Source organism: Xanthomonas sp. NCPPB 901 (assembly GCF_056725085.1).
This window is the reverse complement of record NZ_CM161511.1, coordinates 1,046,397-1,070,396: the sequence shown is the minus strand read 5'-3', so window position 1 is coordinate 1,070,396 and position 24,000 is coordinate 1,046,397. Positions and strand designations below refer to the sequence as shown.

Sequence of the window (24,000 nt, the reverse complement as noted above, 5' to 3'; positions counted from 1 at the left end):
CATTCTCGGCCTGTTGTGCGCCCTGCTGACCCTCGGCGCGATGGCGATGCTGATCGCCCACGCCTGGCCCAGCCGGGCTGATTGCAGCGTCCGCGCGCCTGCCCGCAGGCGGCAGGGTCCAGGCCGCATGACGACGCAGGTGGCACCCCGATGGACGCCTGCCTCAGTCCGGGCGCGTCGCCCGCAGCCCACGCGCCTGCAGCGCCTGCAACACGCCCTCCACGATCGCAGGGTTGTGCCCGTGCGCCGCGCCCTCGTGCAGCAGCACGATGGCGCCGGGCCGCAGGTCGCGGGCGATGCGCGCGACGGTGGCGGCCGGGTCGCAGCGCACGCCGTCGAAGCCGCGCGCGCTCCAGGCCACCCGGGTCAGGCCATGCCGGCGCAGCGGCGCGGCGACGAAGGGATTGGTCATGCCCACCACCGAGCGGTACCAGTGCGGCGCGGTGCCGGCGATCGCGGCCAGCGTCTGCTGCGCCTGGCCGATCTCCTGGGCCATGCGCCGCGGCCCCAACGCCCAGAACCAGGCCTGCGGATGGTGCTGGCTGTGGTTGCCGATGCCGTGGCCGCGGCGCAGGATCTCGCGCACCAGCTGCGGGCGCGCGGCGGCGCGGGCGCCGACCAGGAAGAAGGTGGCCTTGGCCTGGTGGCGGTCGAGCAGGTCCAGGATCGCCACAGTATCGTCTGAGGGGCCGTCGTCGATGGTCAGCCACACCCGCGGCGCGGCGCCGGGCAGGCGGTCCAGCACCGGCGCGTACAGCCGCGCCCGCGGCAGGAACACCGGCAGCACCAGCGCCGCGTGCGACAGCAGCAGCGCCGGCAGCCCGACCCGCCACCCGTAGGCCCACCACAGCGCCGCCACCAGCGCCTGCGAGGCCAGCGCCCAGGGCAGCCAGCGGTAGGGGTGGCGCGGGATGCGATGCAGCGTTTCCGGAACTGTCATGCCCCATGATGCCATGCGGCGTAGAATGGCCGGTCCGACTCCGCGACGACTGCCTGCCATGTCCCTCGACCCCGCCCTGCGCTCCCGTATCGAAACGCTGCTCAGCTCCAACCGCGTCGTGCTGTTCATGAAAGGCCAGCCGGGCATGCCGCAGTGCGGCTTCTCCGCCAAGGCGGTGGGCGCGCTGAACGAGCTCGGCGTCGACTTCGCCCATGTCAACGTGCTGGCCGACCAGGACATCCGCGAGGGCATCAAGGTCTACGGCGACTGGCCGACCATCCCGCAGCTGTACGTGGACGGCGAGCTGATCGGCGGCAGCGACATCATCCTGCAGATGGCCGGCAGCGGCGAACTGAGCGAACTGCTCGGCGTGCCGGCGCCGGACCGCACCCCGCCGTCGATCACCATCACCGATGCCGCCGCCGAGATGCTGCGCGGCGCGCTGGCCGATGCCCCGGGCGCGAGCCTGGCGCTGGCGATCGACGCGCAGTTCCAGCCGAACTTCCAGCTGGCGCCGACCGATCCCAACGCCATCGCCGCCGAGTCCAACGGCCTGCGCGTGCAGTTCGACCTGGGCAGCGCGCGCCGTGCCGACGGCATCACCATCGACTGGGTGGACGACCTGCGCGGCCGCGGCCTGGCCATCGACAATCCCAACGCGCCCAAGCCGGTGCAGGACCTCAGCCCGCGCGACGCCGACGACCGGGTGCGGGCCGGCGGCCTGATCCTGGTGGACGTGCGCCCGCCGGAAGAGCGTGCGGTGGCGGCGGTCAACGTGCCGTTCCGCACCCTCGACGGCGAGCAGCGCGCGCAACTGGAAGCGCTGCCCAAGGACACCGCCCTGGCCTTCCTGTGCCACCGCGGCGGCCGCAGCGCGCAGGCGGCCGAGCACTTCCGTTCGCTCGGCTTCACCAACGTGCACAACGTGGTCGGCGGCATCGACGCCTGGACCGACCAGGTCGACGGCAGCGTGCCGAAGTACTGAGCCACGCAACTCGTCGTTCGCGCCCAGCGGGGACGCAGCGAAGGGGGCGATCGAAAGATCGCCCTTTTTTGTGCCCGCGCCCCGCAGCCCGCGCGCGATATCGCCCCACAACACGAACATCCCGTAGGAGCGGCTTCCCTGGTCTCCTGCGCGAGTACTGGGCGAATGCCGACGGCTGCGCCAGCCGCCTGGTGACTCCCTGTGGGAGGGACTTCAATCCCGACTGCATGAGGTCCGATGCACCAGCAGCTTCGCTCGTCGCGACTGAAGTCGCTCCCACAAGAAGCGGATTCCCTGGGCTCCTGCGCGAGTACTGGGCGAATGCCGACGGCTACGCCAGCCACCTGGTGACTCCCTGTGGGAGGGACTTCAGTCCCGACTGCATGAGGTCCGATGCGCCAGTGGCTTCGCTCTTCGCGACTGAAGTCGCTCCCACAAGGAGCGGATTCCCTGGTCTCCTGCGCGACTGCTGGCCGAATGCCGACGGCTGCGCCAGCCGCCTGGTGACTCCCTGTGGGAGGGACTTCAGTCCCGACTGCAATGAGGTCCGATGCACCAGCAGCTTCGCTCGTCGCGACTGAAGTCGCTCCCACAAGGAGCAGATTCCCTGGTCTCCTGCGCGAGTACTGGGCGAATGCCGACGGCTACGCCAGCCGCCCGGTGACTCCCTGTGGGAGGGACTTCAGTCCCGACTGCAATGAGGTCCGATGCGCCAGTGGTTTCGCTCGTCGCGACTGAAGTCGCTCCCACAAGGAGCGGACTCCCTTGTCTCCTGCGCGACTGCTGGCCGAATGCTGACGGCTGTGCCAGCCGCCCGGTGCCCCCCTGTGGGAGGGACTTCAGTCCCGACTGCAATGAGGTCCGATGCGCCAGCAGCTTCGCTCGTCGCGACTGAAGTCGCTCCCACAAGGAGCGGATTCCCTGGTCTCCTTCGCGAGCACTGGGCGAATGCCGACGGCTGCGCCAGCCGCCCGGTGACTCCCTGTGGGAGGGACTTCAGTCCCGACTGCAATGAGGTCCGATGCACCAGCAGCTTCGCTCGTCGCGACTGAAGTCGCTCCCACAAGGAGCGGATTCCCTTGCCTCCTGCGCGAGTACTGGGCGGGTGACTCCCTGTGGGAGGGACTTCAGTCCCGACTGCATAAGGTCCGATGCACCAGCAGCTTCGCTCGTCGCGACTGAAGTCGCTCCCACAAGGAGCGGACTCCCTGGTCTCCTGCGCGGCTGCTGACCGAATGCCGACGGCTACGCCAGCCGCCTGGTGACTCCCTGTGGGAGGGACTTCAGTCCCGACTGCATGAGGTCGGATGCGCCAGTGGTTTCGCTCGTCGCGACTGAAGTCGCTCCCACAACACGCCCGATGCCCTCCGCCGTCATGGGCGCACTCCGACGCAACGCACGCGGATCATCGGCGCCGCGACACAGATCCGCCGATGTTCGACAGGAGCGCGGCGTATGCGGCGGCGAACGTGTAGGCACCGCCTCTCTCAACCAGACATCCCTCAACCAGCGAACCCACCCGCATCCAGGAACGCCTGCTCCTCCGCCGTGGTCGTGCGCCCCAGCGCCGGATTGCGGTGCGGGAAGCGGCCGAAGCGCTGGATCACGTCTTCGTGCACCACCGCCCACTGCAGCGACTCGGCGTCGCCGAGCGCGCTGAACAGCTCCACCGCCTGGCGCTGCCGCGCGGCGTCCTCGGCATGCGTGTAGGGCAGGTAGAAGAACATCCGCAACTCCGCGTCGGCCTGCAGGTCGAAGCCGGCCGCCAGCGCCTGGTCGGCGTAGCGGCGGGCCAGGCCGTCGGTGGCGAAGGCATGCGCGCTGCCGCGGAACACGTTGCGCGGCACCTGGTCGAGCAACAGCAGCAGCGCCAGCGCGCCCTCGGCATCGGCCAGCCAATCGGCGCGTTCGCCGCGCGCGGCGGCATGGTGCGCCTCCAGCAGGTGCAGGCGGACGTTGGCGTCGAAGGAGTCGTTGGCGGCGAACCAGCGCTCGCGGCCGGCGCTGCGCCAGAAGTCCACGACGGCGCGCGCAGGGGTGTCGGTCATCGCAATGTCCATGGTCGGCAAACGGCCTGGATAGCAGATCCGGCGTCGCGGCGCGGTGCAGCCGGGCGCGCCGATGCGGCACCTGCACTTGGCAAGCGCGCCGGCTCGGGCTAGCGTGCGGGCACGGCCGCAAGGGCCGCGTCCATCTTCCGGGGAAAATCCGATGCGTCATCTGTTGCTCGCCTGCCTGGGCGTGGCGTTGTGCGGTCCGGCCGCCGCCGCCTCGCGTTTCGTCGACGATCCCTATCCCAGCACCTACCGCGCGCTGCCGTCGGTGCCGGTGCTGATCGAACACGCCACCGTGCTCACCGGCACCGGCGAGCGCCTGGACGACGCCGACGTGCTGCTGCAGGACGGCCGCGTGCAGGCGGTCGGCCGCGCGCTGGCCGCGCCGGCCAACGCCACCCGCATCGACGGCCACGGCAAGTGGGTCACGCCCGGCATCATCGACGTGCACTCGCACCTGGGCGTGTATCCCAGCCCGGGCGTCAGCGCGCACAGCGACGGCAACGAGGCGACCGCGCCGGTGACCCCGAACGTATGGGCCGAGCACTCGATCTGGCCGCAGGATCCGGGCTTCGGCACCGCGCTGGCCGGCGGCGTCACCGCGCTGCAGGTGCTGCCCGGCTCGGCCAACCTGGTCGGCGGCCGCGGCGTCACCCTGAAGAACGTGCCGGCCACCACCTACCAGGCGATGAAGTTCCCCGGCGCGCCGTGGGGCCTGAAGATGGCCTGCGGCGAGAACCCCAAGCGGGTGTACGGCGAGAAGGGCGGCCCGTCCACGCGCATGGGCAACGTCGCCGGCTACCGCGCCGCCTTCATCGACGCCAGCGAATACCTGCGCAAGAACGCGCCGAAGCAGAAGAGCCCGCCCAAGCGCCACTGGTGGAGCCGCGGCGCCGGCGCCAACGACAGCAGCGGCGACAGCGGCGGCAAGCGCGACCTGAAGCTGGACACCCTGGCCGGCGCGATCAACGGCGACATCCGCGTGCACATCCATTGCTACCGCGCCGACGAGATGACCACCATGCTCGACCTGGCCAAGGAGTTCGGCTTCAAGATCGCCGCCTTCCACCATGGCGTGGAGGCCTACAAGATCGCCGACCGCCTGGCCCAGGAGAACGTCTGCGGCGCGCTGTGGGCGGACTGGTGGGGCTTCAAGATGGAGGCCTTCGACGGCATCCAGGAGAACATCGCCCTGGTCGATCGCCCGGCCAACGGCTGCGCGATCGTGCACTCGGACTCGGAGGAAGGCATCCAGCGGCTCAACCAGGAAGCGGCCAAGGCGATGGCCGCCGGCCGCCGCGCCGGCATGGACATCCCGCCCGAACGGGCGATCCGCTGGCTGACCAGCAACCCGGCCAAGGCGCTGGGCATCGACAAGCAGACCGGCTCGCTGGAGCCGGGCAAGATGGCCGACGTGGTGCTGTGGAACGGCAATCCCTTCAGCTCCTACGCCCTGGCCGACAAGGTCTACATCGACGGCGCGCAGGTCTACGACCGCGCCGACCGCCGCCTGCAACCCACCTCCGATTTCATGCTCGGCCAGGAGGCTGCCCGATGAGCCGCACCATCTCCTCGCCCCACCGCCTGGCGCAGCGCCTGGCCCTGGCCGCGTGCCTGCTGCTGGGCAGCGCGCCCGGCTTCGCCCAGGACGTGCTGATCCGCGGCGCCACCGTGCACACCGCCAGCGCCCGCGGCACCCTCGCCAATGCCGACGTGCTGGTCCAGGGCGGGGTGATCCGCGCGGTCGGCCCCGGCCTGGCCGCGCCGGCCGGCGTCGCCGTGGTCGAGGCCAAGGGCCGGCCGCTGACCCCGGCGCTGTTCGGCGGGATCACCGAGATCGGCATCGAGGAGGTCTCCGGCGAGGCCTCCACCGTCGACAGCACGCTGACCCTGCCGCACGACCAGCCGATGCGCCCGGAGTTCGACGTGACCCTGGCCTACAACCCCGAGTCGGTGCTGATCCCGGTGGCGCGGGTCGAAGGCATCGGCTTCACCGCGCTCGGCGCCAACAGCGGCGGCGCCTTCGTCGCCGGCCAGGGCGCGGTGATGCGCCTGGACGGCGGCGCCGACCCGATCGGCCCGCGTGCGCTGTACCTGCACCTGGGCAGCGATGCGCTGGAGCTGAGCGGCAAGTCGCGCGCGGCGCAGTGGATGCTGCTCGACCAGCTGGTGGCCGAAGCGCGCGGACGCATGCCCGCCGATTCGCCGCATGCGCTGCTGACCCCGGCCGGCCGCGCGGTGCTGGCGCGCTACCTGGCCGGCCAGGGCCGCATCGTGGTCACGGTGAACCGGGCCGCCGACATCCGCCAGCTGCTGCGCTGGGCGCAGCGCGAGAAGGTGCGCATCGCCATCGCCGGCGGCGACGAGGCCTGGAAGCTGGCGCCGCAACTGGCGGCGGCGCAGGTGCCGGTGTTCGTCAATGCGCTGGACGACCTGCCGGCCAGCTTCGACCAGATCGGCGCCACCCTGGAGAACGCCGCGCGCCTCAACGCGGCCGGCGTGGCGGTGAGCTTCACCCAGGGCGGCGACGGGGCGCACAACGCGCGCAAGCAGCGGCAGCTGGCCGGCAATGCGGTGGCCCACGGGCTGCCGTGGGACGCCGCCCTGGCCGGCCTGACCCGGGTCCCGGCCGAGGCCTTTGGGGTCGGCGATCGCCTGGGCAGCATCGCCCCGGGCAAGCTCGCCGACCTGGTGCTGTGGGAAGGCGATCCGCTGGACGTGGCGCACTACGCCGAGCAGGTCTGGCTGGGTGGCCGCGCCATCCCGATGCGCTCGCGGCAGACCGAGTTGCGCGACCGCTACATGCAGCAGGGCGGCGCACTGCCGAAGGCCTACACCCACTAAGCCTCGCCGAGGCAGCGGCGACGGCAGCGGGCAGACGCTGCCGTGCCCCGGTGGCAGCGCCGTCGCCTCGCGCTGCCGCCGCGCGGCTGAGCGCCGCCCCACCGGCACGCGGAGGCGACATCCCGCGCCGCACCCGCGCGCCGTAGGCTGTGCGCCCCGTTGCCCGCGCGCGTACTGCCATGCCCCGCCTGCCCTGCCTGCTGCTGTGCCTGTTCGCGCTGACCGGCGCGGCGTCCGCACGCGCCGACGCCGGCCACTTCGGCGTCGCCAGGGTCGGCGAGCGCTTCGTCGTCGACAGCGGCGCCGACCTGGTATTCAGCGTGGACGCACGCACCGGCGACGTGGTCTCCATGCGCTATCGCGGCAGCGAACTGGAGAGCCCGGAGGCCAAGCACTCGCAGATCGCCTCCGGCCTGGGCCGCGCCAGCGTCACCGCGCGCACCGTCGGCGACACCATCGTGGTCGCGGCCAGCGCCGGCGACCTGGTGCAGTACTACCTGGCGCGCAAGGGACGCGACGCGATCTACCTGGCCACCTATGCGCCGACCCTGCCGCCGGTCGGCGAACTGCGCTTCATCGCCCGGCTCGACGCGGCCAAGCTGCCCGACGCCGAGCGCGTGCCGGATTCCAATGTCGGCACTGCGATCGAAGGCCAGGACGTCTTCCTGCTGCCCGACGGCCGCACCAGCTCCAAGTTCTACTCGGCGCGGCGCGCGATCGACGACAGCGTGCATGGCGTCAGCGGCCCCGGCGTGGCGGTGCGGCTGTGGATGGGCGATCGCGAACACAGCGCCGGCGGGCCGTTCTTCAAGGACATCGCCACGCAGAAGACCGCGCGCACCCACGAGCTGTACAACTACATGTTCTCCCACCACACCCAGACCGAGCCGTACCGCGGCGGCCTGCACGGGGTGTACGTGCTGCAGTTCAGCCAGGGCGGCGCGGCGGCGCAGGTGCCGCCGGACCTGCGCTTCGTCGACGCGTCGCTGGGCTTGCAGGGCTTCCTGGGCGCGGCGGGGCGCGGCGCGGTGGCCGGCCAGGTCTTCGGCGTCGCCGCGGGACAGCCGGCGGTGGTCGCCCTGCGCAACGCGCAGGCGCAGTACTGGGCCAGGGCCGATGCCGATGGCCGCTTCCGCATCGCCGGCATCCGCCCCGGCGCGTACCGCATCGCGCTGTACCAGCACGAGCTGGAGGTGGCCCACGCCACCGTGCAGGTCGCGGCCGCGGCCACCGCGCAGGCCGACCTGCACGCGGTGCCGCTGCCGGGCCAGGTGATCTGGCAGATCGGCGATTCGGATGGCACGCCCGCCGGCTTCCGCAATGCCGCACTGCTGGCGAGCGCGCATCCCTCCGACCGGCGCATGGCGCCATGGGGGCCGCTGACCTATCGCGTGGGCCGCGATGGACTCGACGCATTCCCGGCGGCGCAATGGCGCGGCGTCAACACGCCCACGCGCATCGCCTTCGTGCTCGGGCCTGACCAGGTCCACGCCTACCGCCTGCGGCTGTTCGTCACCCTGACCCAGGCCGGCGGCCGTCCGCAGCTGCGGGTGAACGATCGCTGGAGCGGGCCGGTGCCGCCGCGCCCGGAACAGCCGGACAGCCGCGGCATCACCCGCGGCACCTATCGCGGCAACAACACCGTGTATCTGTTCGATATTCCCGCCAGCGCCGTGCAGGCCGGCCGCAACACGCTGGACATCGAGGTCGCGTCCGGCACGCCGGACAACGGCTTCCTCGGCCCCGGCCTCGTCTTCGACAGCGTGCAGTTGCTCGCGCCGCAAGCGACGCCGTGAGGATCTGGAGCAAGGCCGGTTGCCTGCGCACGCCGGCACCGGTGCCGGATAGCCAGGCCGCGATGCCGAGCACATGCGCAACGCCCTGCCGCCCGGCGCCGCCGACGCGCTCCTGACGGTTGCCCGCGGCGACCCGCACAACCCACCGCTGCGAGGCGCCGCCGGTGAAGCGGGCGCGGTGGCACCCGCATGCCCCCGTCAGTTGGCGCCGATGTTGGCCTGGATCCACGCCCAGCCGTTGCCGCGCACCACCTCGAAGCCGGCCTCGACCACGTGCAGGTACATCGCGTTGCTGAAGCGTCCGTCCTGCGCGCGATGATCGTGCAGCCAGGTCAGGAACGGCTTGATGTCGATGTTGAGATTGCCGTTGCTCGGCAGGGTCGACTGGCCGGCGGTGTTGTGCGGGATGAAGGTGTAGACGTAGTAGCCGGCGGCGCTGTTCATGCCTTCCCACAGATCGAAGGTGTAGCCGCCGGCGCTGATGACGTTGCTGGCGGTGAGCGTGCCGATCGGATACGAATTGTGGCCGCCCCAGATCATCACTTCGGCCTGCGGGATCGCGCTGGACGAGGTGCTGCCGTCCCAGCGAAAGAACAGGTCGTAGGCGAAGTCGCCGGCCAGGTTGCTGCCGCCGGACGAGTACGCGAAGCTGGCCGGCAACGCCCGCAAGGCCGAGACCTGCCGCGGAAAGGTGCGGTCGGCGGTGGGATTGAAGCCGTAGTGCGAGCCGCGCAGGATCGCCGGATAGCCGTACAGGCTGGCGTTGGGGAAATTGAAGGTCACGGTCATGCTCGGCGTGCTGCCGCTGTGGAACGTGCCCTGGATGACGTTGTTGGGATCGTTGAAGTTGTTCACCCAGGCGTACTGGTTGCCGTACACCTGGTAGGGACCGGCCAGCGCCATCGGTGCGGCGGCGAACAGGGCCGCGGCCGACAGCGCGCGCAGGGATCGCATCCAGTCGCGCGGCGGCCGGGCGAGCGTGGCGGGACGGCGCTGCGAAGCGGCGGCGGAAACGGGAGCGGAAGCGTGCATGTCGGTCTCTCCTGAGCGTGCAGCGGCAGCGAAGGTGCTGCCGCGATGGACGCTAGCAAGGCGCACGCGCGGCGAGCTATGACAAGACGCGCGCGCGCCATGCGCCAGTGCAATAGCGCTACCGCGATCCAGGCCGCGGACGCGCGGCGCTTCACAGATATCGCGTGCGGGCGAGATTGTCGCCAGGGCATCGTCTACGTATCGCGGTCACCGCGGAAGCGGGCGGCACCGGCCTCTCGCGCTGCACCATGCGCAGGCCGCGATTCGCGGCGCGCGCGGCGCCGCGATAAGCTGTCGGGTCCTTGCGGAGAAGCACGATGAAGCTGCGCTGGTATTTCGATTTCATCTCGCCCTTTTCCTATATGCACTGGCAGCAGTTGAAAACGCTTCCGGAGTTCGAGCGGATCCAGCCGCTGCCGATCGTGTTCGGCGCGGTGCTGGCGCAGCTGCAGACGCGCGGGCCGGCCGAGGTGCCGCACAAACGCGAATTCACCTACCGCTTCGTGCAATGGCAAGCGCAGCAGCAGGGCGTACCGCTGCGCTTCCCGCCGGCGCATCCGTTCAACCCGCTGACCGCGCTGCGCCTGTGCATCGCCGCCGGCACCACGCCGCAGGCCATCGATGCCATCTTCGACTGGCTATGGCGCGACGGCCATGCCGGCGACGACGCCGCGGCGTTGGCGCAGGTCGGCCAGGCGTTGGGCATCGCCGACGTGGCCGCGGCCACCGCACAGGCGCAGGTCAAGGCGCAACTGCGCGCCAACACCGAGCAGGCGCTGGCCAACGGCGTGTTCGGCGTACCGACCCTGCAGATCGACGACACCCTGCTGTGGGGCAACGATGCGCACCCGCTGATGCGGGCGGTGCTGGCCGACCCGCAGCTGCTGCAACGCGGCGAGATGGCGCGCCTGGGCAACCTGCCGGCCGCGGTGCAGCGCGGCGCCTGAGCGGCCTCCATGCCTCTCGACACGTCCCACTCCAGGAGAACCAGCGGATGCGCATCGGCCTCGTCATAGATTCCGCCTGCGATCTGCCGCAGGACTACATCGCACACCACGGCCTGGTGGTGTTGCCGATCAGCGTGCGCATCGGCGACACGATGCTGGCCGATCGCCGCGACGAGCAGGCCACGCTGGAGTTCCTGCACAGCCAGGTCGGCGCGCACGGCGCCGAAGCCGAAACTGTGCCCTTCAGCGTGGCGCAGATCCGCGCGCTGTTCCTGGACCGGCTGGTCATCGACTACGACCACGTGTTCTGCCTGACCATCGCCAAGACCCGCAGCCCGATCCACGACCACGCGCAGCAGGCCGGCTTCGCCATCCTCAACGACTACAAGCCGATCCGCCAGGCCGCCGGCCACGCCTCGCCGTTCGCGCTGCGGGTCATCGACACCCAGAACCTGTTCGCCGCACAGGCGGTGGTCGCCGCCGAGGCGGTACGGTTGCGCGCCGGCGGCGCCGGCGTGCAGGCCATCCGCGAACGGCTGGAAACGCTGGCCGAGCACACCCATGGCTACATGGTCGCGCGCGACCTGTACTACCTGCGCAGCCGCGCGCGCAGCAAGGGCGACCGCAGCGTCGGCCTGCTCAGCGCCGCGCTCGGCTCGGCCCTGGACATCAAGCCGGTGCTGCACTGCCACCGCGGCGAGACCGCGCCGGTGGCCAAGCTCAAGGGCTTCGACCATGCCGTGCAGACGCTGTTCGGCCTGGCTGCCGAGCGGGTGGCCACCGGGCTGATGACGCCCACGCTGTGCCTGAGCTATGGCGGCGCGCTGGCCGAACTGCGTGCCCTGCCCGGCTACGCGGCGCTGCGGCAGGCCTGCGACACTCATGGCGTGGAGTTGCTGGAAAGCGTGATGAGCCTGACCGGCATGGTCAACGTCGGCAAGGGCGCGCTGGTGCTGGGCTTGGCCGGCGACCGGCTGCGCTTCGGCTGATGCGCCCGCCGCGGCGGCGTCGACGGCGAGGCGCCGCCGGCTCTGCTAGGCTGCGCGGCTTCGTACCGCCCACAAGAGATGCCCATGGCCGTTACCTACTCGATCAGCCTGCCCGATCCCGCCCGTGCCCGCGGCAGCCACCCGACGCTGAGCTTCAGCGCGCACGGCGCCGACGCCTTCGCCGAACAACTGCAGGCCGCCCTGAGCGATCCGGCCTGGTTCGAACGCTGGCGCGCGCTGCAGCCGGAGCCGGACGAGGTCGATCCGGCCCTGGGCGTGACCGATCCGGCAGCGCGGGTGACCGGCCGCCAGGACGATCTGCGCATCGACCTGTCCGCCACCACCAGCGTCCCCGGCGATATCCTCAAGCAGCGCATGCGCCTGCTTGCCGGCAGCGGCTGGGAACTGCGCGACGTGCGCTGAGCCGAACGCCCCGGCCACCGCGCTGCGGTGGCCGGCCCGCGCACACGGTGCTACGCCACACCTAGGACGCGGCCACCGCCCGGCGCGGCCAGGACCAGCGCAGATTGACCCCCAGCGTCCCCAGCACGATCAGCGCCAGGCCCAGCCACTGCACCGGCACCAGCCGGTGGCCGTACAGCAGGTAGTCCAGCAGCAGCGTCACCAGCGGATAGACGAAGGCGACCACCGCGATCACCGCCACGTGCAGGTGCCGGTAGGCGCTGTAGAACAGCACGTACACCACGCCGCTGTGGATCACCCCCAGCCCGACCAGCCAGAACCAGTGGTCGCCGGGATGCAGCGCGGCGCTGCTGGAGAAGCCGGCCAGCATCGCCGCACCGACCCAGCACTGCACCGTCACCACCGCCAGCGGCCGCTCGCGGCTGATCCGCCGCGACATCAGCAACGACGCCCCGCACAGCAGCGCGCCCAGCAGGGTCAGCGCGATCCCGCCCAGATAGCCGCGGTCGGCGCTGGACCACAGCCGCAGCGGGTCGGCCGAACAGGCCACGCCGACGAAGGCCAGCAGGGTCCAGCCCAGGTCGGCGCGGCGGCTGCGCTCGCCCTGCAGCAGCGCCGCCAGCAGCAGCATCACGAACGGGAACACGTGGTAGACCATCGTCGCCACGCCGATCGACGAGCGCGCCATGCCGGCGAACAGCGCCACCCAGTTGAGCACCAGCAGCACGCCGCTGAACGCGGCGTCGCGCAGCAGTGCGCGCTCGCGCCACAGGCCGCGCAACTGCCCGCCGAGCAGGCCGCACACGGTCAGGAACAGCGCGCCGAACAGGCAGCGGTAGAACACCGCGGTCACCGGGTCCTGGCCGCTCTCGTGCACGAACACGCCGACCGAGCCGATCAGCACCTCGGCCAGCAGCAACTGCCACAGGGCGCGCCGCGCGGTGCCCGCCGATGTCGCGACGGCCGCGCTCACAGCGCGATGCTCCCGTGCAGGTACTGCACGGCCGCGCCGCGCACCTGCACGTGGTCCGGCATCACCCGGCAATCCAGTTCGCCGCCGCGCGCCGAGGCCTGCAGCGCGCGCAAGTCGCGCTTGCCCAGGCGCTGCGCCCACAACGGCGCCAGCGCGGCGTGGATGGAGCCGGTCACCGGGTCCTCGGCACCGCCATTGGCCGGCCAGAAATAGCGCGACACGAAATCGTGGTCGCGGCCGGGTGCGGTGACCGCGACATCGCGCGGCGCCAGCGCCAGCATCCGCACCAGGTCCGGCACCACCGCGCGCACCTGGCCTTCGTCCGCATACACGGCGATGTAGGCCTGCGCGTTGCGGTACGCCGCCTGCGGCGCGATCGACAGCGCCTGCGCGAGGGCCTGCGGCACCGTCGCCAACGCCGTCGGCGCCAGGTTCGGAAAGCGCAGGACGAAGCGTCCGTCGGCCTCGCGGTCCACCGCCAGTTCGCCGACGCCCGCAGCGCGGAACCGCAACGGCAGCGGCGCCAGGCCCTGGGTGACCACGACGAAGGCGCTGGCCAGGGTGGCATGGCCGCAGAACGTGACCTCGCGCAGCGGCGAGAACCAGCGGATCGCGAACGCGCCGTCGGCCTCGCGCACGAAGAACGCGGTCTCCGAAAGATTGTTCTCGCTGGCGATGGCCTGCATCAGCGCGTCCGGCAACCACGCCTGCAGCGGCACCACCGCGGCCGGATTGCCGCGGAACCGCACCGCGGTGAACGCATCGACGATGAACAGCGGCACCTGCACGCACGGCCTCGCGGGAATCGGAAGGGACGCGGCCAGTGTGCGCCGGGGTGGGCGACCAGCACAGAGTCAGATACCCTGCAAATCGACCGATACAGATGAGCCCACCGCATGCACCTGTACGAAGCCCTCGCCAGCCAGCTGCGCGAACAGATCGCGCAGGGCACCCTGCGCGCCGGCGAGCGCCTGCCGTCGATCCGGCAACTGGCCGCCGGCCACGGCATCAGCACCGCCACCGCGGTGCAGGCCTGCCTGCAGCTGGAACGCGAAGGCCGGGTGCAGGCGCGTCCGCGCTCGGGTTACTTCGTGCGCGCCGCGGCGACGCCGCTGCCGGCCGGCGCCACCCCGTCGCGGCGGCGCGCGCCGGGCGCGGTCGCCAATCCGGCGCTGCAGGGCGTGCTGGACATGCTCGCGCGCTCGGACCTGGTGCCGCTGCACACCGCCACGCCGGCGGCGGCACTGCTGCCCGGCGCGCAGCTGGCCAGCGCGCTGGCGCGGCAGTTGCGGCGCCAGCGCAGCGCCGCGCTCGACTACGCGCCACCGCAGGGCCACGCCGCGCTGCGCCGGCAGATCGCGCAGCGCTACGCGCACTGCGCCACCGCGGTGGAGGTCGACGAGGTGGTGGTGACCGCCGGCGCGATGGAGGCGATCAGCCTGGCGCTGCGTACCCTCACCGCGCCCGGCGACGTGGTGCTGGTCGAGACCCCGACCTACCACGGCATCCTGCAGGCGGTGGCGGCGCTGCGGCTGAAGGTGCTGGAGGTGCCCAACCGGCCCGGCCAGGGCATCGACGCCGTGCGCCTGGACGCGCTGCTGCAGCGCACGCCGGCGCGCGCGGCGGTGCTGGTGCCGAACTTCAACAATCCGCTCGGCAGCCTCACCCCCGATGCCGCCAAGCGCGCCCTGCTGGACAGTTGCGCGCGCCACGGCACGGTGGTGATCGAGGACGACATCTACGGCGAACTCGACTGGTCGGGGCAGCGCCCACGGCCCCTGCGCCATTTCGACACGCATGGCAACGTGATCACCTGCGGCGCCTTCTCCAAGGTGCTGGCGCCCGGCCTGCGCGTGGGCTGGCTGCTCGGCGGCGCCTGGACCGACACGCTGGTGCGCGCCAAGTACTTCTCCACCATCGGCGGCGCCAGCCTGCCGCAACTGGCCCTGGCCGACTACCTGGAGCGGCACGACCTGGAGCGCCACCTGCGCAAGCTGCGCCGCACCCTCGCCGACAACGGCCAGCGCCTGCGCGAGGCGGTGCTGCGGCACTGGCCGGCCGGCACCCGCATCGGCGACCCGGCCGGCGGCCTGTCGCTGTGGCTGCAACTGGCCGACGCCGGCAGCGGCCAGGCCCTGTTCGAGGCCGCGCTCGCCGAGGGCATCGGCACCTCGCCCGGGCACCTGTTCTCCAGCCGCGGCGACTACGCCGACCACCTGCGGTTGAGCTGCGGCCAGCCGTGGACGCCCGCACTGGAACAGGCCATGCGCCGGCTCGGCGCGCTGGCCGCGCGGTTGCCGCGCTGAGCGCGGCGTGCAGCGCCGCGCCGCGGCCCCGGCCCGAAACTCGCGCGGCCAGTGCCGGCCTCCCTGGCGATCGCCAGGCGTGCTGGCCGCGACGCCCGAGCGGGGGTAATGCGCCGGAATCCACACAGGCGCCGGCCGCTCGCGGCGGTCGCCGCCGCGGTGCGACACAGCGACACCGCAGCGCTGGCAGCGTCCGCCGCGAGCGCGTGGACGCGATCGCCGGCAACCAGGGGCGGTGGCGCTATGGCGTCGCCGCGCCGATCGCCAGCGCCACGCAGGCGCCGAACAGGGTGCAGGCGAGCATCGCCACCGGGCCGAGCGGGCTGCGCCAGCGCTGCCAGGGGAGCTGCAGGGTGCGACGGCAAGACATGGCGCGGCTCCGATCCAGGGACGTGGCGATGGCGAACCCTGCGGAATCTAGCCAGCGCCGGTCTCAGCAGACGCGAACGCGATCGCACAACCGCATGCCGGACGGTGCCGCCCCCTGTTTGTTTACGAGACCGGCCACGTGCCGCCCATCGCGGTCACCGGCCTGTCATGTGCGCGGCCGGCAAGGGGCGCCGCCTGCGCCGCTCGCCTGCGGCCGCCCCGCATGGGCAGCACGGCCTGGGACACCGCTGGAATGTGGCATCGCCGGCACCGCGGCGTGCGGCACCCGTCCGGCGGTCCGCAGCGCGCGCGGCCGCCGGCGGAGCGCGCTCAGCCCTGCAGCGCGCGCGCGTGGAAGGCGATGTGCTCGCCGATGAAGCTGCCGATGAAGTAGTAGCTGTGGTCATAGCCGGGCTGCACGCGCAGGGTCAGCGGATAGCCGGCGGCCTCGGCGGCGGCCTGCAGCAGCTGCGGGCGCAACTGCGTGTCCAGGAACTCGTCGCCGCCGCCCTGGTCGATCAGCAGCGGCAGGCGCTCGCTGGCGTGGCCGATCAGCACGCTGGCGTCGTACGCCTGCCATTGCGCGCGGTCCTCGCCCAGGTAGGCGGTGAAGGCCTTCTCGCCCCACGGCACCTGGCTCGGCGCGACGATTGGCGAGAACGCCGACACGCTGCGGTAGCGCCCGGGATTCTTCAGCGCCACCACCAGCGCGCCGTGGCCGCCCATCGAATGGCCGCTGATCGCGCGGCGGCCGTTGTGCGGGAACTGCGCCTCGATCAGCGCCGGCAGTTCCTGCACCACGTAGTCGTACATGCGGTAGTGCTCGGCCCACGGCGCCTGGGTGGCGTTGACGTAGAAGCCGGCGCCCTTGCCCAGGTCGTAGCCCTCGGCGTCGGCGACGTGCTCGCCGCGCGGACTGGTGGCGGGCGCGACCAGGATCACCCTGTGCTCGGCCGCATAGCGCTGCGCGCCGGCCTTGGTGATGAAGTTCTGCTCGGTGCAGGTCAGGCCGCTGAGCCAGTACAGCACCGGCAGTGTGGCGTGCTCGGCCTGCGGCGGCAGGTACACGGCCACCTGCATGGGGCAGCCGAGCACGGCCGAGTCGTGGCGATAGACGTCCTGCCAGCCGCCGCAGCAGGCGTGGTGTTCGATGCGTTCCATGGACAGTTCCGAAAAGAGGGCCTGCGGCCGCGACCGGCCGCAGGCGGGATGCCGCGACGCGTCGCACAGCGACGCGCGGCGGCGGGCTTCAGTGCAGCACGCCGTTCTTGCGCGCCACGTGGGTGGAGATCGCGTCCATCAGCGGCGGCGACAGGCAGTCGTACGGTTCCAGCTGCAGTTCGCGCAGGCGGTTGCGCACCCCGTCCATCGCTTCCGGCCGCGTGCCGCTCTCGATGATCGAGGACACGAACGCGGCGAAGCCCGGCGCCGACCAACCCTGCTGCGGCGACAGTTCCGTATGCACGAAATCCAGGCCGTAGAACGGATGTTCGGTGTTCTCGATGCGGCCGTACATGTGCACGCCGCAGCCGGTACAGGCGTGACGGCGGATCGTCGCGCTCTCGTCCACCACCTTCAGCTTCTCCGCGTGCGCGGTCACCTTGACCTTGTCGCGCGGCACCACGGCCACCACCGAGAAGGTCGCGCCCTTCGGCTTCCAGCACTTGGTACAGCCGCAGGCATGGTTGTGCGCGGTCTGCGCCGCCACTTCCACCACCACCTTGTCGCTGGCGCAGTGGCATTCCAGGGTGCCACCCTGGAACTGCTCCGCGCCGGCACGCACGCCGGCATCCACCGACGGATGAATCGTCACAGTACTCATCTTGCCCCCTCCCGGGTTCATTGCGTCGCTGCAATGCGCGGAAACGGCCGCGCGCCGACCTGACCTGCGGGGTCAGAAGTGAATGACGGTGCGGATCGACTTGCCCTCGTGCATCAGGTGGAAGGCTTCGTTGATCTCGTCCAGCGGCAGGGTGTGGGTGATGAACGGATCGAGGTCGATCTCGCCGTGCATCGCCTGCTCCACCATGCCCGGCAGCTGGGTGCGGCCCTTGACCCCGCCGAACGCGCTGCCGCGCCAGACGCGGCCGGTGACCAGCTGGAACGGGCGGGTGCTGATTTCCTGGCCGGCGCCGGCCACGCCGATGATCACGCTCTCGCCCCAGCCCTTGTGGCAGCACTCCAGCGCCGAGCGCATCACGTGCACGTTGCCGATGCACTCGAAGCTGAAGTCCACGCCGCCGTCGGTCAGCTCGACGATGACTTCCTGGATCGGCTTGTCGTAGTCCTTCGGGTTGATGCAGTCGGTGGCGCCCATGCTGCGCGCCAACTCGAACTTGCCCGGATTGGTGTCGATGGCCAGGATGCGCCCGGCCTTGGCCTGCACCGCGCCCTGGATCACCGCCAGGCCGATGCCGCCCAGGCCGAACACCGCGACGGTGTTGCCCTCCTGCACCTTCGCCGTGTTGTGCACTGCGCCGATGCCGGTGGTGACGCCGCAGCCGAGCAGGCACACCTTCTCCAGCGGGGCTTCGGGATTGACCACCGCCAGCGAGATCTCCGGCACCACCGTGTACTCGCTGAAGGTGCTGCAGCCCATGTAGTGGTAGATCGGCTGGCCGTTGTAGGAGAAGCGGGTGGTGCCGTCGGGCATCAGCCCCTTGCCCTGGGTGGCGCGCACCGCCTGGCACAGGTTGGTCTTGCCGGACAGACAGAACTTGCACTTGCGACACTCGGCCGTGTACAGCGGGATCACGTGGTCGCCGACCTTGACGCTGGTCACGCCCTCGCCCACCGCCTCGACGATGCCGCCGCCCTCATGGCCGAGCACCGCCGGGAAAATGCCTTCCGGGTCGTCGCCGGACAGCGTGAACGCGTCGGTATGGCACACGCCGGTGTGGGTGATGCGCACCAGCACCTCGCCCTGGCGCGGCGGCTCGACATCGATCTCCACGATCTGCAATGGCTGGCCGGCTTCGAAGGCAACGGCGGCTCGGGATTTCATGTTCTTTCTCCTGGCTGAGGAAATGGGTGGGGGTGTGGATCACTTGAGATAGGAGCGGACCAGCATGCCCATCTCGCGCACGCGCGCGGCGCGCTGCGCGTCGGAGCTGGCGGGCTGGCCGAATTCTTCGCGGACGTGGGCTTCCATCACTTCCGACATCAGGCCATTGACCGCACCGCGGATGGCGGCGATCTGCTGCAGCACCGCAGCGCACTCGGCGCCGCCTTCCAGCGCGCGCTCCAGCGCTTCGGTCTGGCCGCGCAGGCGGCGGATGCGGGCCAGGACGCGCTTCTTCTCGTGGGGGGTGTGCGGCATGCGATGGGAACCCGGGAACTATACTGGGGGATAGTATACAGACGACCCCAAAAAGGAAACGCCTACGCACGCTGCGGACCCGCCAAACCTGGCCCGACCGCCGCCGCACGCCGCGCCAGCGCAGGTGCCGGCGCATGCCAACGCGTGTCGGCACAGGACACAAAACGGCCATGTTCGCGCTGCCGGCGCTGCCTATGATGGCGAGGCGTTCATGCGCGGGCCCCGCTCCGGCCGACCCGACCGTGCCCGCCCCCAGTTCCAGGCAGCCGCGGCCACGTCTAGACTGGGCGACTCCCGTGTGGCCGCCCTTCAAGATCGTGGACATGAAATCCTTCATTCTGGTCGTCGACGACGATCCGGATCTGCGCCGACTCATCAGCGAGTTCCTGAGCGACCACGGCTATCAGGTGGACACCGCCGAGACCGTGGCAGAGATGCGCCTGCGGATGGCCGAGCGCCAACCGGACCTGGTGGTCCTGGACGTGATGATGCCCGGCGAGGACGGCCTCAGCGCCGCCCGCCAGCTCGCCAGCGAGCGCGGCGCGCCGGCGGTGATCATGCTCAGCGCGCTGGGCAGCGACACCGACCGCATCATCGGCCTGGAAGTCGGCGCCGACGACTACCTGGCCAAGCCGTGCAATCCGCGCGAACTGCTGGCGCGGGTGCGCGCCCTGCTGCGGCGCAGCCAGGCGGCCACGCTGCCGCCGGAAGCGCGCGGCAACGTCTACGAGTTCGCCGGCTGGCGGCTGGACGTGATCCGCCGCGACCTGCGCGACCCCACCGGCATCTTCATCAACCTCTCCGACGGCGAGTTCGCGCTGCTGCGCACCTTCGTCGAGCATCCGCAGCGCGTACTCAGCCGCGACCAGCTGCTCGACTACGCGCGCGGCCGCGACACCGAGGTCTACGACCGCGCCATCGACAGCCAGATCAGCCGCCTGCGCCGCAAGATCAACGAACGCGTACAGACCGAACTGATCCGCACCGTGCGCAACGAAGGCTACATGCTGCTGCCGAGCGTCGCCCGCCTGTGAGCGGGCCCACGCGCGCCCGCCGCGGCGTGCCGATCTTCGCCCGCGCCTTCCTGCTGCTGGTGGTGGCGCTGCTCACCGCCCAGCTGATCGGCATCGCCCTGGTGCTGCGCACCCCGGTCTACGAGATGCCGGTACATCCGCCGGAGGTGATCGCGCTGCTCAGCACGCGCATGCCGGCCGGCACCCAGACCCTGAAGGTGCAGGACACCGCGCATGCGCCGCTGCCGGCACCCGACCAGGTGCGCGACCGCAACGCCGAACGGGTGATGGCGCACTGGCTGGAGGTGGAGCCGGACCAGGTGCGCTTCTACCGCAACAGCGACGGCCGCCTGGAACGCCTGCGCCTGCGCCTGGGCGAACGCCCGCCGCCGCCGCCGCATGCCGTCGCCGCCGACGACGACACGCCCGCGCACGACGCGGTGCTGGCGCCGCCCAGCGCGCAGCAACCGCCTCCGATGCAGCCGCAGCCCGCCCCGGGCGAGCCACCGCGCACTGGCGCCTTCGGCGCGACCATGCGCGCGGTGGGCTGGCGCGAGCGCGGCTTCGCCCCGGCGGTGCCGCTGCTGGATGGCTTCACTGCCGCCCTGCGCCAGCCCGACGGGCACTGGCGCAGCGTGATGTCGCCGCCGCGCCGTTTCTCCAACGCCTTCAAGACCCAGGTGGTCATGCTGTTCCTGGTCGGCATGCTGGCCATGCTGCCGCTGGCCTGGTGGTTCTCGCGGGCGCTGTCGGCGCCGATCCGGCGCTTCGCCGAGGCGGCCGACCAGCTCGGCCGCAATCCCGATGCGCAGCCGCTGCGGCGCAGCGGCCCCAGCGAGATCGTGCAGGCGGCCGATTCGTTCAACGCCATGCAGGCGCGCCTGAACCGGCTGATCAACGAGCGCACGCACATGGTCGCGGCGATCGCCCACGACCTGCGCACGCCGCTGGCGCGGCTGGCGTTCCGCCTGGAGACCCTGCAGCCGCCGTTGCGCGAGAAGACCATGGCCGACATCGACGAGATGAAGGCGATGATCTCCGCGGCGCTGGACTTCATCCACAACGACAGCCGCCGCGGCACGCGCTCGCCGCTGGATTTCCGCCTGCTGGTGGAAAGCGTGGTCGACGACGCCAGCGACACCGGTGCCGACGTCGTCCTGCTGCTCGGCGACGCCATCACCCTCGACGGCGACCCGCTGTCGTTGCGGCGCATGGTGATGAACCTGGTGGAGAACGCGCTGAAGTACGGCAAGCGCGCGCGCCTGCAGTTGCGGCACGAGGCCGGCGAGTGCGTGCTGTGGATCGACGACGACGGCCCCGGCATCGATCCCGCGCAACGCGAAAAGCTGTTCCTGCCGTTCTTCCGCGGCGAGAACTCGCGCAACCGCGACACCGGCGGCATCGGCCTGGGCCTGTCGGTGGCGCACAGCATCGTGCTGGCGCATGGCGGCCAGATCGCGCTGGACAACCGCCCGGAAGGCGGCCTGCGGGTCAGCGTGCGGCTGCCGTGCCAGGCGCTCGGCGGCTGAGCCGGGCGCGCCACCGCACGGCCGCGCGCCGCTCGCTTCAGCGCTGCTGCGGCTCGACCACCACCGCCGTGCCATAGCACAGCACCTCGGTCAGGCCGGCCATCAGCTCGGTGGCGTCGTAGCGCACCGCGACGATGGCATTGCCGCCCATCTGCCGGGCGTGCTGCAGCATGTCCCGGTAGGTCTCCAGGCGCGCCTGCTCGCACAGCTGGGTATAGATGGTGATGTTGCCGCCGAACAGCGTCTGCAGCCCGCCGAGGAAATTGCCGACGATGGAGCGCGAGCGCACGGTGATGCCGCGCACGATGCCCAGATTGCGCACGATCCGGTAGCCGGGAAGCTCCAGCGCGGTGGTCACCATCGCATCGTTCAACTGAGAGGTCGTCGCGCGCGGCGGCGAAGAATTGTATGGATCGCTCATCGATGTCCCCTGCTGGCGTGGCCCGTGCCTCCGCGGACCGCGGACCCGGCGCGCACGCACCGAGGCCGGCAGTGTTAGCACCGCAGGAAGAACCACGCAATCGCCAGGCCCAGGCTGCCACTCCACAGCAGCAGCATCGCCACGCCGCCGGCCAGAACGACCGCCACGCGCCGCCATCTGCGCAGCCCGCGCGAGCGCCGCACCACGTGCACGCACAGCCAGCCGCCCAGCAGCACGCCGCTGGCGACCACCGCCCATCCGAGCAGATCGATGCGCGGATCCTTGGGACCGAACTCGGGGGGGCATCGGCTCATCGCATGCGCGGACGTCATGCATCCGAGCAACGCAGCCAGAACGCCGGCCAATCCTCCCCGATGGCGCCGAGAACCGCTGCTGCGAGTCTCGCACACCGGCAGTGCGCCCCATGCGCCACTCCGTTCGCCCACATGGCGATCCTTCCAATGCAGGATCGGAATGATGAAGAGCCAGAGCATAAGCGGCACCGCCAGGAGCCCTCCGACAGCGACGATCACCTCATGCTCCGTGCTCGCGCCAACGACGATGAGCACGCCCCCAATCCAGCGGCGCCCCCGAATCGCTTGAGCCACCGCCATTTCGACTCGAACCAATCCGCACGCGCCATGCCGCTCTCCGTGCCTGAGGCAACGTTTACTGAAAAACGCGGAAAACTGCAGATCAGCGCATCGGCGGCGTGCCGCTGCCGGCCCCGGTCGGCAATGGACGCCGGAACTCGGCAGCGACAGGCGGCGAAAGCAGGCGCGCGATGATCCAGCCGTGCAGTACGACGAACATAGCGGCAAAGACCATGCCCATCACCGCCATGGCCCACACCATTGGCTGCATGTCCGGCGCGCCGTGCATCTGCGCAACAGCGAGCTGCTTCTGCATGAACGAGATCATCTGCACCTGCAGGACCGCACCGACCAAGTTCCACGTGATCGCCAGCAGCATGAGGCCGATGAAGCACCACCGCGCCCAGCCTCGACGTTTCAAGAGGCCGATCGAGCTCGCAAGGGCCGATGCGGAGAGCAGCAATGTCCCCAGGGATAGCCAACGAAAGTTGGAAAACAAGAACACCGCGACCGGCGGCATCTCCGGAGGAAGCGCACGCATCGTCTCGGCAAAACCGGCCTGGTCGAACACTGCGAAAAAGACCACGGCCTGCATGATGCCGACCAACGTCCCGGAGCCGGACAGTGCGATGAAGATCCAGGCCAGTATCGTGACGAAGCTGGATCGCGACGGCGCTTGGCCCATGACGTCCCCCTGAAGACCAATACCGCATTGTCGCCTGCCTCATGGCCGCCGTCATCACCATTCAGGCGCATCAATGGCCAAGACGCGAGGCCGCACGCCAGGCCAGCCGGCCGACGCAACCCACGATCGACGTTGCGCCATCCGCATGCACCGGAGCGGCAAGCCGTTTGCCCGAACGTACCGATATCAAGAAGGCGGCAAGCATTCCCAACGTGGTGAACAACACCGCGCCTGGCGCTGGTCCACGTGCGAGCGGAACGCCGCACGAAACGAACAGAGAGGCGAAGCCGAAGAAATCTGCAGCAATCCGTCGGCCCGCCGCTGCCCGACCTGGGGCACGACCAGCGCGCGAATGGGCTGTGGCAAGGCGCCTAGCGCGAGCGGAATACTCGTCGCCACCATGACGGCGCCTACGGCGTTGCGGCCCCCGCGTGTCGCTGCGCCAGCGCCGCGGCATGGCGCGCCAGCAACAGCGGCATGGCGGTCGCCCGCCAGAACACCAGGCTGACGTATCCCGAGGACATGCCGCCATGGCTGAGCCGCGGCACGAACACCGATTCCACCGCGGCGTCCAGCGCCGTGCCGACCAGGCGTGCGAAAGTGTCGGCAAGCAGCGCCTCGCACTGCGCCGCCGTCGCCGGCAGCGGCACGCAGGCGAAGGTCGACGCCATCTCCTGCCACAGATACGGGTCGCCGCGTCCGCCCCATGTGGGCGGCTCGTCCTGGAACAGGCCCGCCATGTCCTCGATCGCGGTCATCGTCCTGCTGGCTTACGCGCGTAC

Annotated in this window: 24 protein-coding genes and 2 pseudogenes; 11 read left to right on the top strand and 15 right to left on the bottom strand. The window is 71.0% G+C overall.

Annotated features, from left to right (window positions below):
• Positions 1-163 precede the first annotated feature (163 nt).
• Positions 164-955 carry a polysaccharide deacetylase family protein gene (locus AC1PME_RS04440; protein WP_481097432.1) on the bottom strand — a complete coding sequence of 264 codons (792 nt, stop codon included), beginning with the start codon at positions 953-955 and terminating at the stop codon, positions 164-166.
• Between the two features lie 43 nt (positions 956-998).
• Between AC1PME_RS04440 and grxD the strand changes: the two genes are divergently transcribed.
• Positions 999-1,925 carry a Grx4 family monothiol glutaredoxin gene (grxD, locus tag AC1PME_RS04435; protein WP_481097431.1) on the top strand — a complete coding sequence of 309 codons (927 nt, stop codon included), beginning with the start codon at positions 999-1,001 and terminating at the stop codon, positions 1,923-1,925.
• A gap of 1,502 nt (positions 1,926-3,427) precedes the next feature.
• On the opposite strand, the gene AC1PME_RS04430 is transcribed toward grxD, so the two are convergent.
• Positions 3,428-3,973, bottom strand: a complete 546-nt coding sequence (locus AC1PME_RS04430) for a DUF924 family protein (protein ID WP_481097430.1) — start codon at positions 3,971-3,973, stop codon at positions 3,428-3,430.
• A gap of 163 nt (positions 3,974-4,136) precedes the next feature.
• Here AC1PME_RS04430 and AC1PME_RS04425 point away from each other — a divergent pair, with 163 nt between their 5' ends.
• From AC1PME_RS04425 to AC1PME_RS04415, 3 genes are all read left to right on the top strand, one after another.
• A complete protein-coding gene (locus tag AC1PME_RS04425) occupies positions 4,137-5,537 on the top strand; it encodes an amidohydrolase (protein WP_481097429.1) in 1,401 nt (466 codons plus the stop codon).
• Positions 5,534-6,823 (top strand): amidohydrolase family protein, encoded by a 1,290-nt coding sequence (locus tag AC1PME_RS04420; RefSeq protein ID WP_481097428.1) that lies wholly within the window; start codon positions 5,534-5,536, stop codon positions 6,821-6,823. The genes AC1PME_RS04425 and AC1PME_RS04420 overlap by 4 nt, the downstream gene beginning before the upstream one ends.
• 179 nt (positions 6,824-7,002) lie before the next feature.
• Positions 7,003-8,619, top strand: a complete 1,617-nt coding sequence (locus tag AC1PME_RS04415; protein ID WP_481097427.1) for a rhamnogalacturonan lyase B N-terminal domain-containing protein — start codon at positions 7,003-7,005, stop codon at positions 8,617-8,619.
• A 198-nt stretch (positions 8,620-8,817) separates the two neighbouring features.
• Here the strand turns inward: AC1PME_RS04415 and AC1PME_RS04410 are convergent, their stop codons facing one another.
• Together AC1PME_RS04410 and AC1PME_RS04405 are read right to left on the bottom strand one after the other, a co-directional pair.
• The gene (locus AC1PME_RS04410; RefSeq protein ID WP_481097426.1) at positions 8,818-9,651 is read right to left on the bottom strand and encodes a GH12 family glycosyl hydrolase domain-containing protein; all 834 of its coding nucleotides are present in this window, start codon (positions 9,649-9,651) and stop codon (positions 8,818-8,820) included.
• A gap of 151 nt (positions 9,652-9,802) precedes the next feature.
• Complete coding sequence (locus AC1PME_RS04405) at positions 9,803-9,997, bottom strand: hypothetical protein (protein WP_481097425.1); 195 nt, start codon at positions 9,995-9,997, stop codon at positions 9,803-9,805.
• Between AC1PME_RS04405 and AC1PME_RS04400 the strand changes: the two genes are divergently transcribed.
• The 3 genes from AC1PME_RS04400 to AC1PME_RS04390 all read left to right on the top strand — a co-directional run bounded on the left by AC1PME_RS04400 (position 9,969) and on the right by AC1PME_RS04390 (position 12,010).
• Positions 9,969-10,598 (top strand): DsbA family protein, encoded by a 630-nt coding sequence (locus tag AC1PME_RS04400; RefSeq protein ID WP_481097424.1) that lies wholly within the window; start codon positions 9,969-9,971, stop codon positions 10,596-10,598. The genes AC1PME_RS04405 and AC1PME_RS04400 overlap by 29 nt on opposite strands.
• A 47-nt stretch (positions 10,599-10,645) precedes the next feature.
• Complete coding sequence (locus AC1PME_RS04395) at positions 10,646-11,587, top strand: DegV family protein (protein ID WP_481097423.1); 942 nt, start codon at positions 10,646-10,648, stop codon at positions 11,585-11,587.
• A gap of 84 nt (positions 11,588-11,671) precedes the next feature.
• Positions 11,672-12,010 (top strand): hypothetical protein, encoded by a 339-nt coding sequence (locus AC1PME_RS04390; RefSeq protein ID WP_254460459.1) that lies wholly within the window; start codon positions 11,672-11,674, stop codon positions 12,008-12,010.
• A gap of 61 nt (positions 12,011-12,071) precedes the next feature.
• Here AC1PME_RS04390 and AC1PME_RS04385 read toward each other — a convergent pair whose 3' ends face one another.
• Both AC1PME_RS04385 and AC1PME_RS04380 read right to left on the bottom strand, forming a co-directional pair.
• Positions 12,072-12,983, bottom strand: coding sequence for a DMT family transporter (locus tag AC1PME_RS04385; protein WP_481097422.1), 912 nt, complete (start codon positions 12,981-12,983; stop codon positions 12,072-12,074).
• Complete coding sequence (locus AC1PME_RS04380; RefSeq protein WP_481097421.1) at positions 12,980-13,771, bottom strand: PhzF family phenazine biosynthesis protein; 792 nt, start codon at positions 13,769-13,771, stop codon at positions 12,980-12,982. Before AC1PME_RS04380 ends, AC1PME_RS04385 begins: the two co-directional genes overlap by 4 nt.
• A 108-nt stretch (positions 13,772-13,879) precedes the next feature.
• Between AC1PME_RS04380 and AC1PME_RS04375 the strand changes: the two genes are divergently transcribed.
• Positions 13,880-15,289 carry an aminotransferase-like domain-containing protein gene (locus tag AC1PME_RS04375; protein ID WP_481097420.1) on the top strand — a complete coding sequence of 470 codons (1,410 nt, stop codon included), beginning with the start codon at positions 13,880-13,882 and terminating at the stop codon, positions 15,287-15,289.
• Positions 15,290-15,530: 241 nt separating this feature from the next.
• On the opposite strand, the gene AC1PME_RS04370 is transcribed toward AC1PME_RS04375, so the two are convergent.
• The 5 genes from AC1PME_RS04370 to AC1PME_RS04350 form a co-directional block, all read right to left on the bottom strand.
• The gene (locus tag AC1PME_RS04370; protein ID WP_481097419.1) at positions 15,531-15,659 is read right to left on the bottom strand and encodes a hypothetical protein; all 129 of its coding nucleotides are present in this window, start codon (positions 15,657-15,659) and stop codon (positions 15,531-15,533) included.
• A 329-nt stretch (positions 15,660-15,988) separates the two neighbouring features.
• Positions 15,989-16,819, bottom strand: a complete 831-nt coding sequence (gene fghA, locus AC1PME_RS04365; protein ID WP_481097418.1) for an S-formylglutathione hydrolase — start codon at positions 16,817-16,819, stop codon at positions 15,989-15,991.
• A gap of 88 nt (positions 16,820-16,907) precedes the next feature.
• Positions 16,908-17,480 (bottom strand): S-(hydroxymethyl)glutathione synthase, encoded by a 573-nt coding sequence (gene gfa, locus AC1PME_RS04360; protein ID WP_481097417.1) that lies wholly within the window; start codon positions 17,478-17,480, stop codon positions 16,908-16,910.
• Between the two features lie 72 nt (positions 17,481-17,552).
• Positions 17,553-18,662: an S-(hydroxymethyl)glutathione dehydrogenase/class III alcohol dehydrogenase gene (locus tag AC1PME_RS04355; protein WP_254460453.1), complete on the bottom strand. Its 1,110-nt coding sequence runs from the start codon at positions 18,660-18,662 to the stop codon at positions 17,553-17,555.
• Positions 18,663-18,701: 39 nt separating this feature from the next.
• On the bottom strand, positions 18,702-18,977 hold the full coding sequence (locus tag AC1PME_RS04350; protein WP_048490915.1) for a metal/formaldehyde-sensitive transcriptional repressor: 276 nt from the start codon (positions 18,975-18,977) through the stop codon (positions 18,702-18,704).
• Positions 18,978-19,300: 323 nt separating this feature from the next.
• Here AC1PME_RS04350 and AC1PME_RS04345 point away from each other — a divergent pair, with 323 nt between their 5' ends.
• The 3 genes and pseudogenes from AC1PME_RS04345 to AC1PME_RS04335 form a co-directional block, all read left to right on the top strand.
• Complete coding sequence (locus AC1PME_RS04345) at positions 19,301-20,011, top strand: response regulator (RefSeq protein WP_481097416.1); 711 nt, start codon at positions 19,301-19,303, stop codon at positions 20,009-20,011.
• Positions 20,008-20,335, top strand: a pseudogene (locus AC1PME_RS04340) (two-component sensor histidine kinase); the annotation flags it as partial. The gene AC1PME_RS04345 and the pseudogene AC1PME_RS04340, both read left to right, overlap by 4 nt.
• Positions 20,336-20,559: 224 nt before the next feature.
• Positions 20,560-21,519 (top strand): annotated as a pseudogene (locus AC1PME_RS04335) (ATP-binding protein); the annotation flags it as partial.
• A gap of 37 nt (positions 21,520-21,556) precedes the next feature.
• On the opposite strand, the gene AC1PME_RS04330 reads toward AC1PME_RS04335, so the two are convergent.
• The 4 genes from AC1PME_RS04330 to AC1PME_RS04315 all read right to left on the bottom strand — a co-directional run bounded on the left by AC1PME_RS04330 (position 21,557) and on the right by AC1PME_RS04315 (position 23,976).
• Entirely contained in the window at positions 21,557-21,940 is a 384-nt protein-coding gene (locus AC1PME_RS04330) for a YbjQ family protein (protein ID WP_481097415.1), read from the bottom strand.
• Positions 21,941-22,014: 74 nt separating this feature from the next.
• Complete coding sequence (locus AC1PME_RS04325) at positions 22,015-22,509, bottom strand: hypothetical protein (RefSeq protein ID WP_481097414.1); 495 nt, start codon at positions 22,507-22,509, stop codon at positions 22,015-22,017.
• Between the two features lie 127 nt (positions 22,510-22,636).
• Positions 22,637-23,218 (bottom strand): hypothetical protein, encoded by a 582-nt coding sequence (locus AC1PME_RS04320; RefSeq protein WP_481097413.1) that lies wholly within the window; start codon positions 23,216-23,218, stop codon positions 22,637-22,639.
• 410 nt (positions 23,219-23,628) lie between these two features.
• Complete coding sequence (locus AC1PME_RS04315; RefSeq protein ID WP_481097412.1) at positions 23,629-23,976, bottom strand: hypothetical protein; 348 nt, start codon at positions 23,974-23,976, stop codon at positions 23,629-23,631.
• Positions 23,977-24,000: the final 24 nt, after the last annotated feature.

What these genes read in the sequence shown, in the direction of transcription:
- AC1PME_RS04440 (WP_481097432.1), bottom strand. Translation starts at nt 955, where the DNA reads ATGGCATCATGGGGCATGACAGTTCCGGAAACGCTGCATCGCATCCCG.
- grxD (WP_481097431.1), top strand. Translation starts at nt 999, where the DNA reads ATGTCCCTCGACCCCGCCCTGCGCTCCCGTATCGAAACGCTGCTCAGC.
- AC1PME_RS04430 (WP_481097430.1), bottom strand. Translation starts at nt 3,973, where the DNA reads ATGACCGACACCCCTGCGCGCGCCGTCGTGGACTTCTGGCGCAGCGCC.
- AC1PME_RS04425 (WP_481097429.1), top strand. Translation starts at nt 4,137, where the DNA reads ATGCGTCATCTGTTGCTCGCCTGCCTGGGCGTGGCGTTGTGCGGTCCG.
- AC1PME_RS04420 (WP_481097428.1), top strand. Translation starts at nt 5,534, where the DNA reads ATGAGCCGCACCATCTCCTCGCCCCACCGCCTGGCGCAGCGCCTGGCC.
- AC1PME_RS04415 (WP_481097427.1), top strand. Translation starts at nt 7,003, where the DNA reads ATGCCCCGCCTGCCCTGCCTGCTGCTGTGCCTGTTCGCGCTGACCGGC.
- AC1PME_RS04410 (WP_481097426.1), bottom strand. Translation starts at nt 9,651, where the DNA reads ATGCACGCTTCCGCTCCCGTTTCCGCCGCCGCTTCGCAGCGCCGTCCC.
- AC1PME_RS04400 (WP_481097424.1), top strand. Translation starts at nt 9,969, where the DNA reads ATGAAGCTGCGCTGGTATTTCGATTTCATCTCGCCCTTTTCCTATATG.
- AC1PME_RS04405 (WP_481097425.1), bottom strand. Translation starts at nt 9,997, where the DNA reads ATGAAATCGAAATACCAGCGCAGCTTCATCGTGCTTCTCCGCAAGGAC.
- AC1PME_RS04395 (WP_481097423.1), top strand. Translation starts at nt 10,646, where the DNA reads ATGCGCATCGGCCTCGTCATAGATTCCGCCTGCGATCTGCCGCAGGAC.
- AC1PME_RS04390 (WP_254460459.1), top strand. Translation starts at nt 11,672, where the DNA reads ATGGCCGTTACCTACTCGATCAGCCTGCCCGATCCCGCCCGTGCCCGC.
- AC1PME_RS04375 (WP_481097420.1), top strand. Translation starts at nt 13,880, where the DNA reads ATGCACCTGTACGAAGCCCTCGCCAGCCAGCTGCGCGAACAGATCGCG.
- AC1PME_RS04370 (WP_481097419.1), bottom strand. Translation starts at nt 15,659, where the DNA reads ATGTCTTGCCGTCGCACCCTGCAGCTCCCCTGGCAGCGCTGGCGCAGC.
- fghA (WP_481097418.1), bottom strand. Translation starts at nt 16,819, where the DNA reads ATGGAACGCATCGAACACCACGCCTGCTGCGGCGGCTGGCAGGACGTC.
- gfa (WP_481097417.1), bottom strand. Translation starts at nt 17,480, where the DNA reads ATGAGTACTGTGACGATTCATCCGTCGGTGGATGCCGGCGTGCGTGCC.
- AC1PME_RS04355 (WP_254460453.1), bottom strand. Translation starts at nt 18,662, where the DNA reads ATGAAATCCCGAGCCGCCGTTGCCTTCGAAGCCGGCCAGCCATTGCAG.
- AC1PME_RS04350 (WP_048490915.1), bottom strand. Translation starts at nt 18,977, where the DNA reads ATGCCGCACACCCCCCACGAGAAGAAGCGCGTCCTGGCCCGCATCCGC.
- AC1PME_RS04345 (WP_481097416.1), top strand. Translation starts at nt 19,301, where the DNA reads ATGAAATCCTTCATTCTGGTCGTCGACGACGATCCGGATCTGCGCCGA.
- AC1PME_RS04330 (WP_481097415.1), bottom strand. Translation starts at nt 21,940, where the DNA reads ATGAGCGATCCATACAATTCTTCGCCGCCGCGCGCGACGACCTCTCAG.
- AC1PME_RS04320 (WP_481097413.1), bottom strand. Translation starts at nt 23,218, where the DNA reads ATGGGCCAAGCGCCGTCGCGATCCAGCTTCGTCACGATACTGGCCTGG.
- AC1PME_RS04315 (WP_481097412.1), bottom strand. Translation starts at nt 23,976, where the DNA reads ATGACCGCGATCGAGGACATGGCGGGCCTGTTCCAGGACGAGCCGCCC.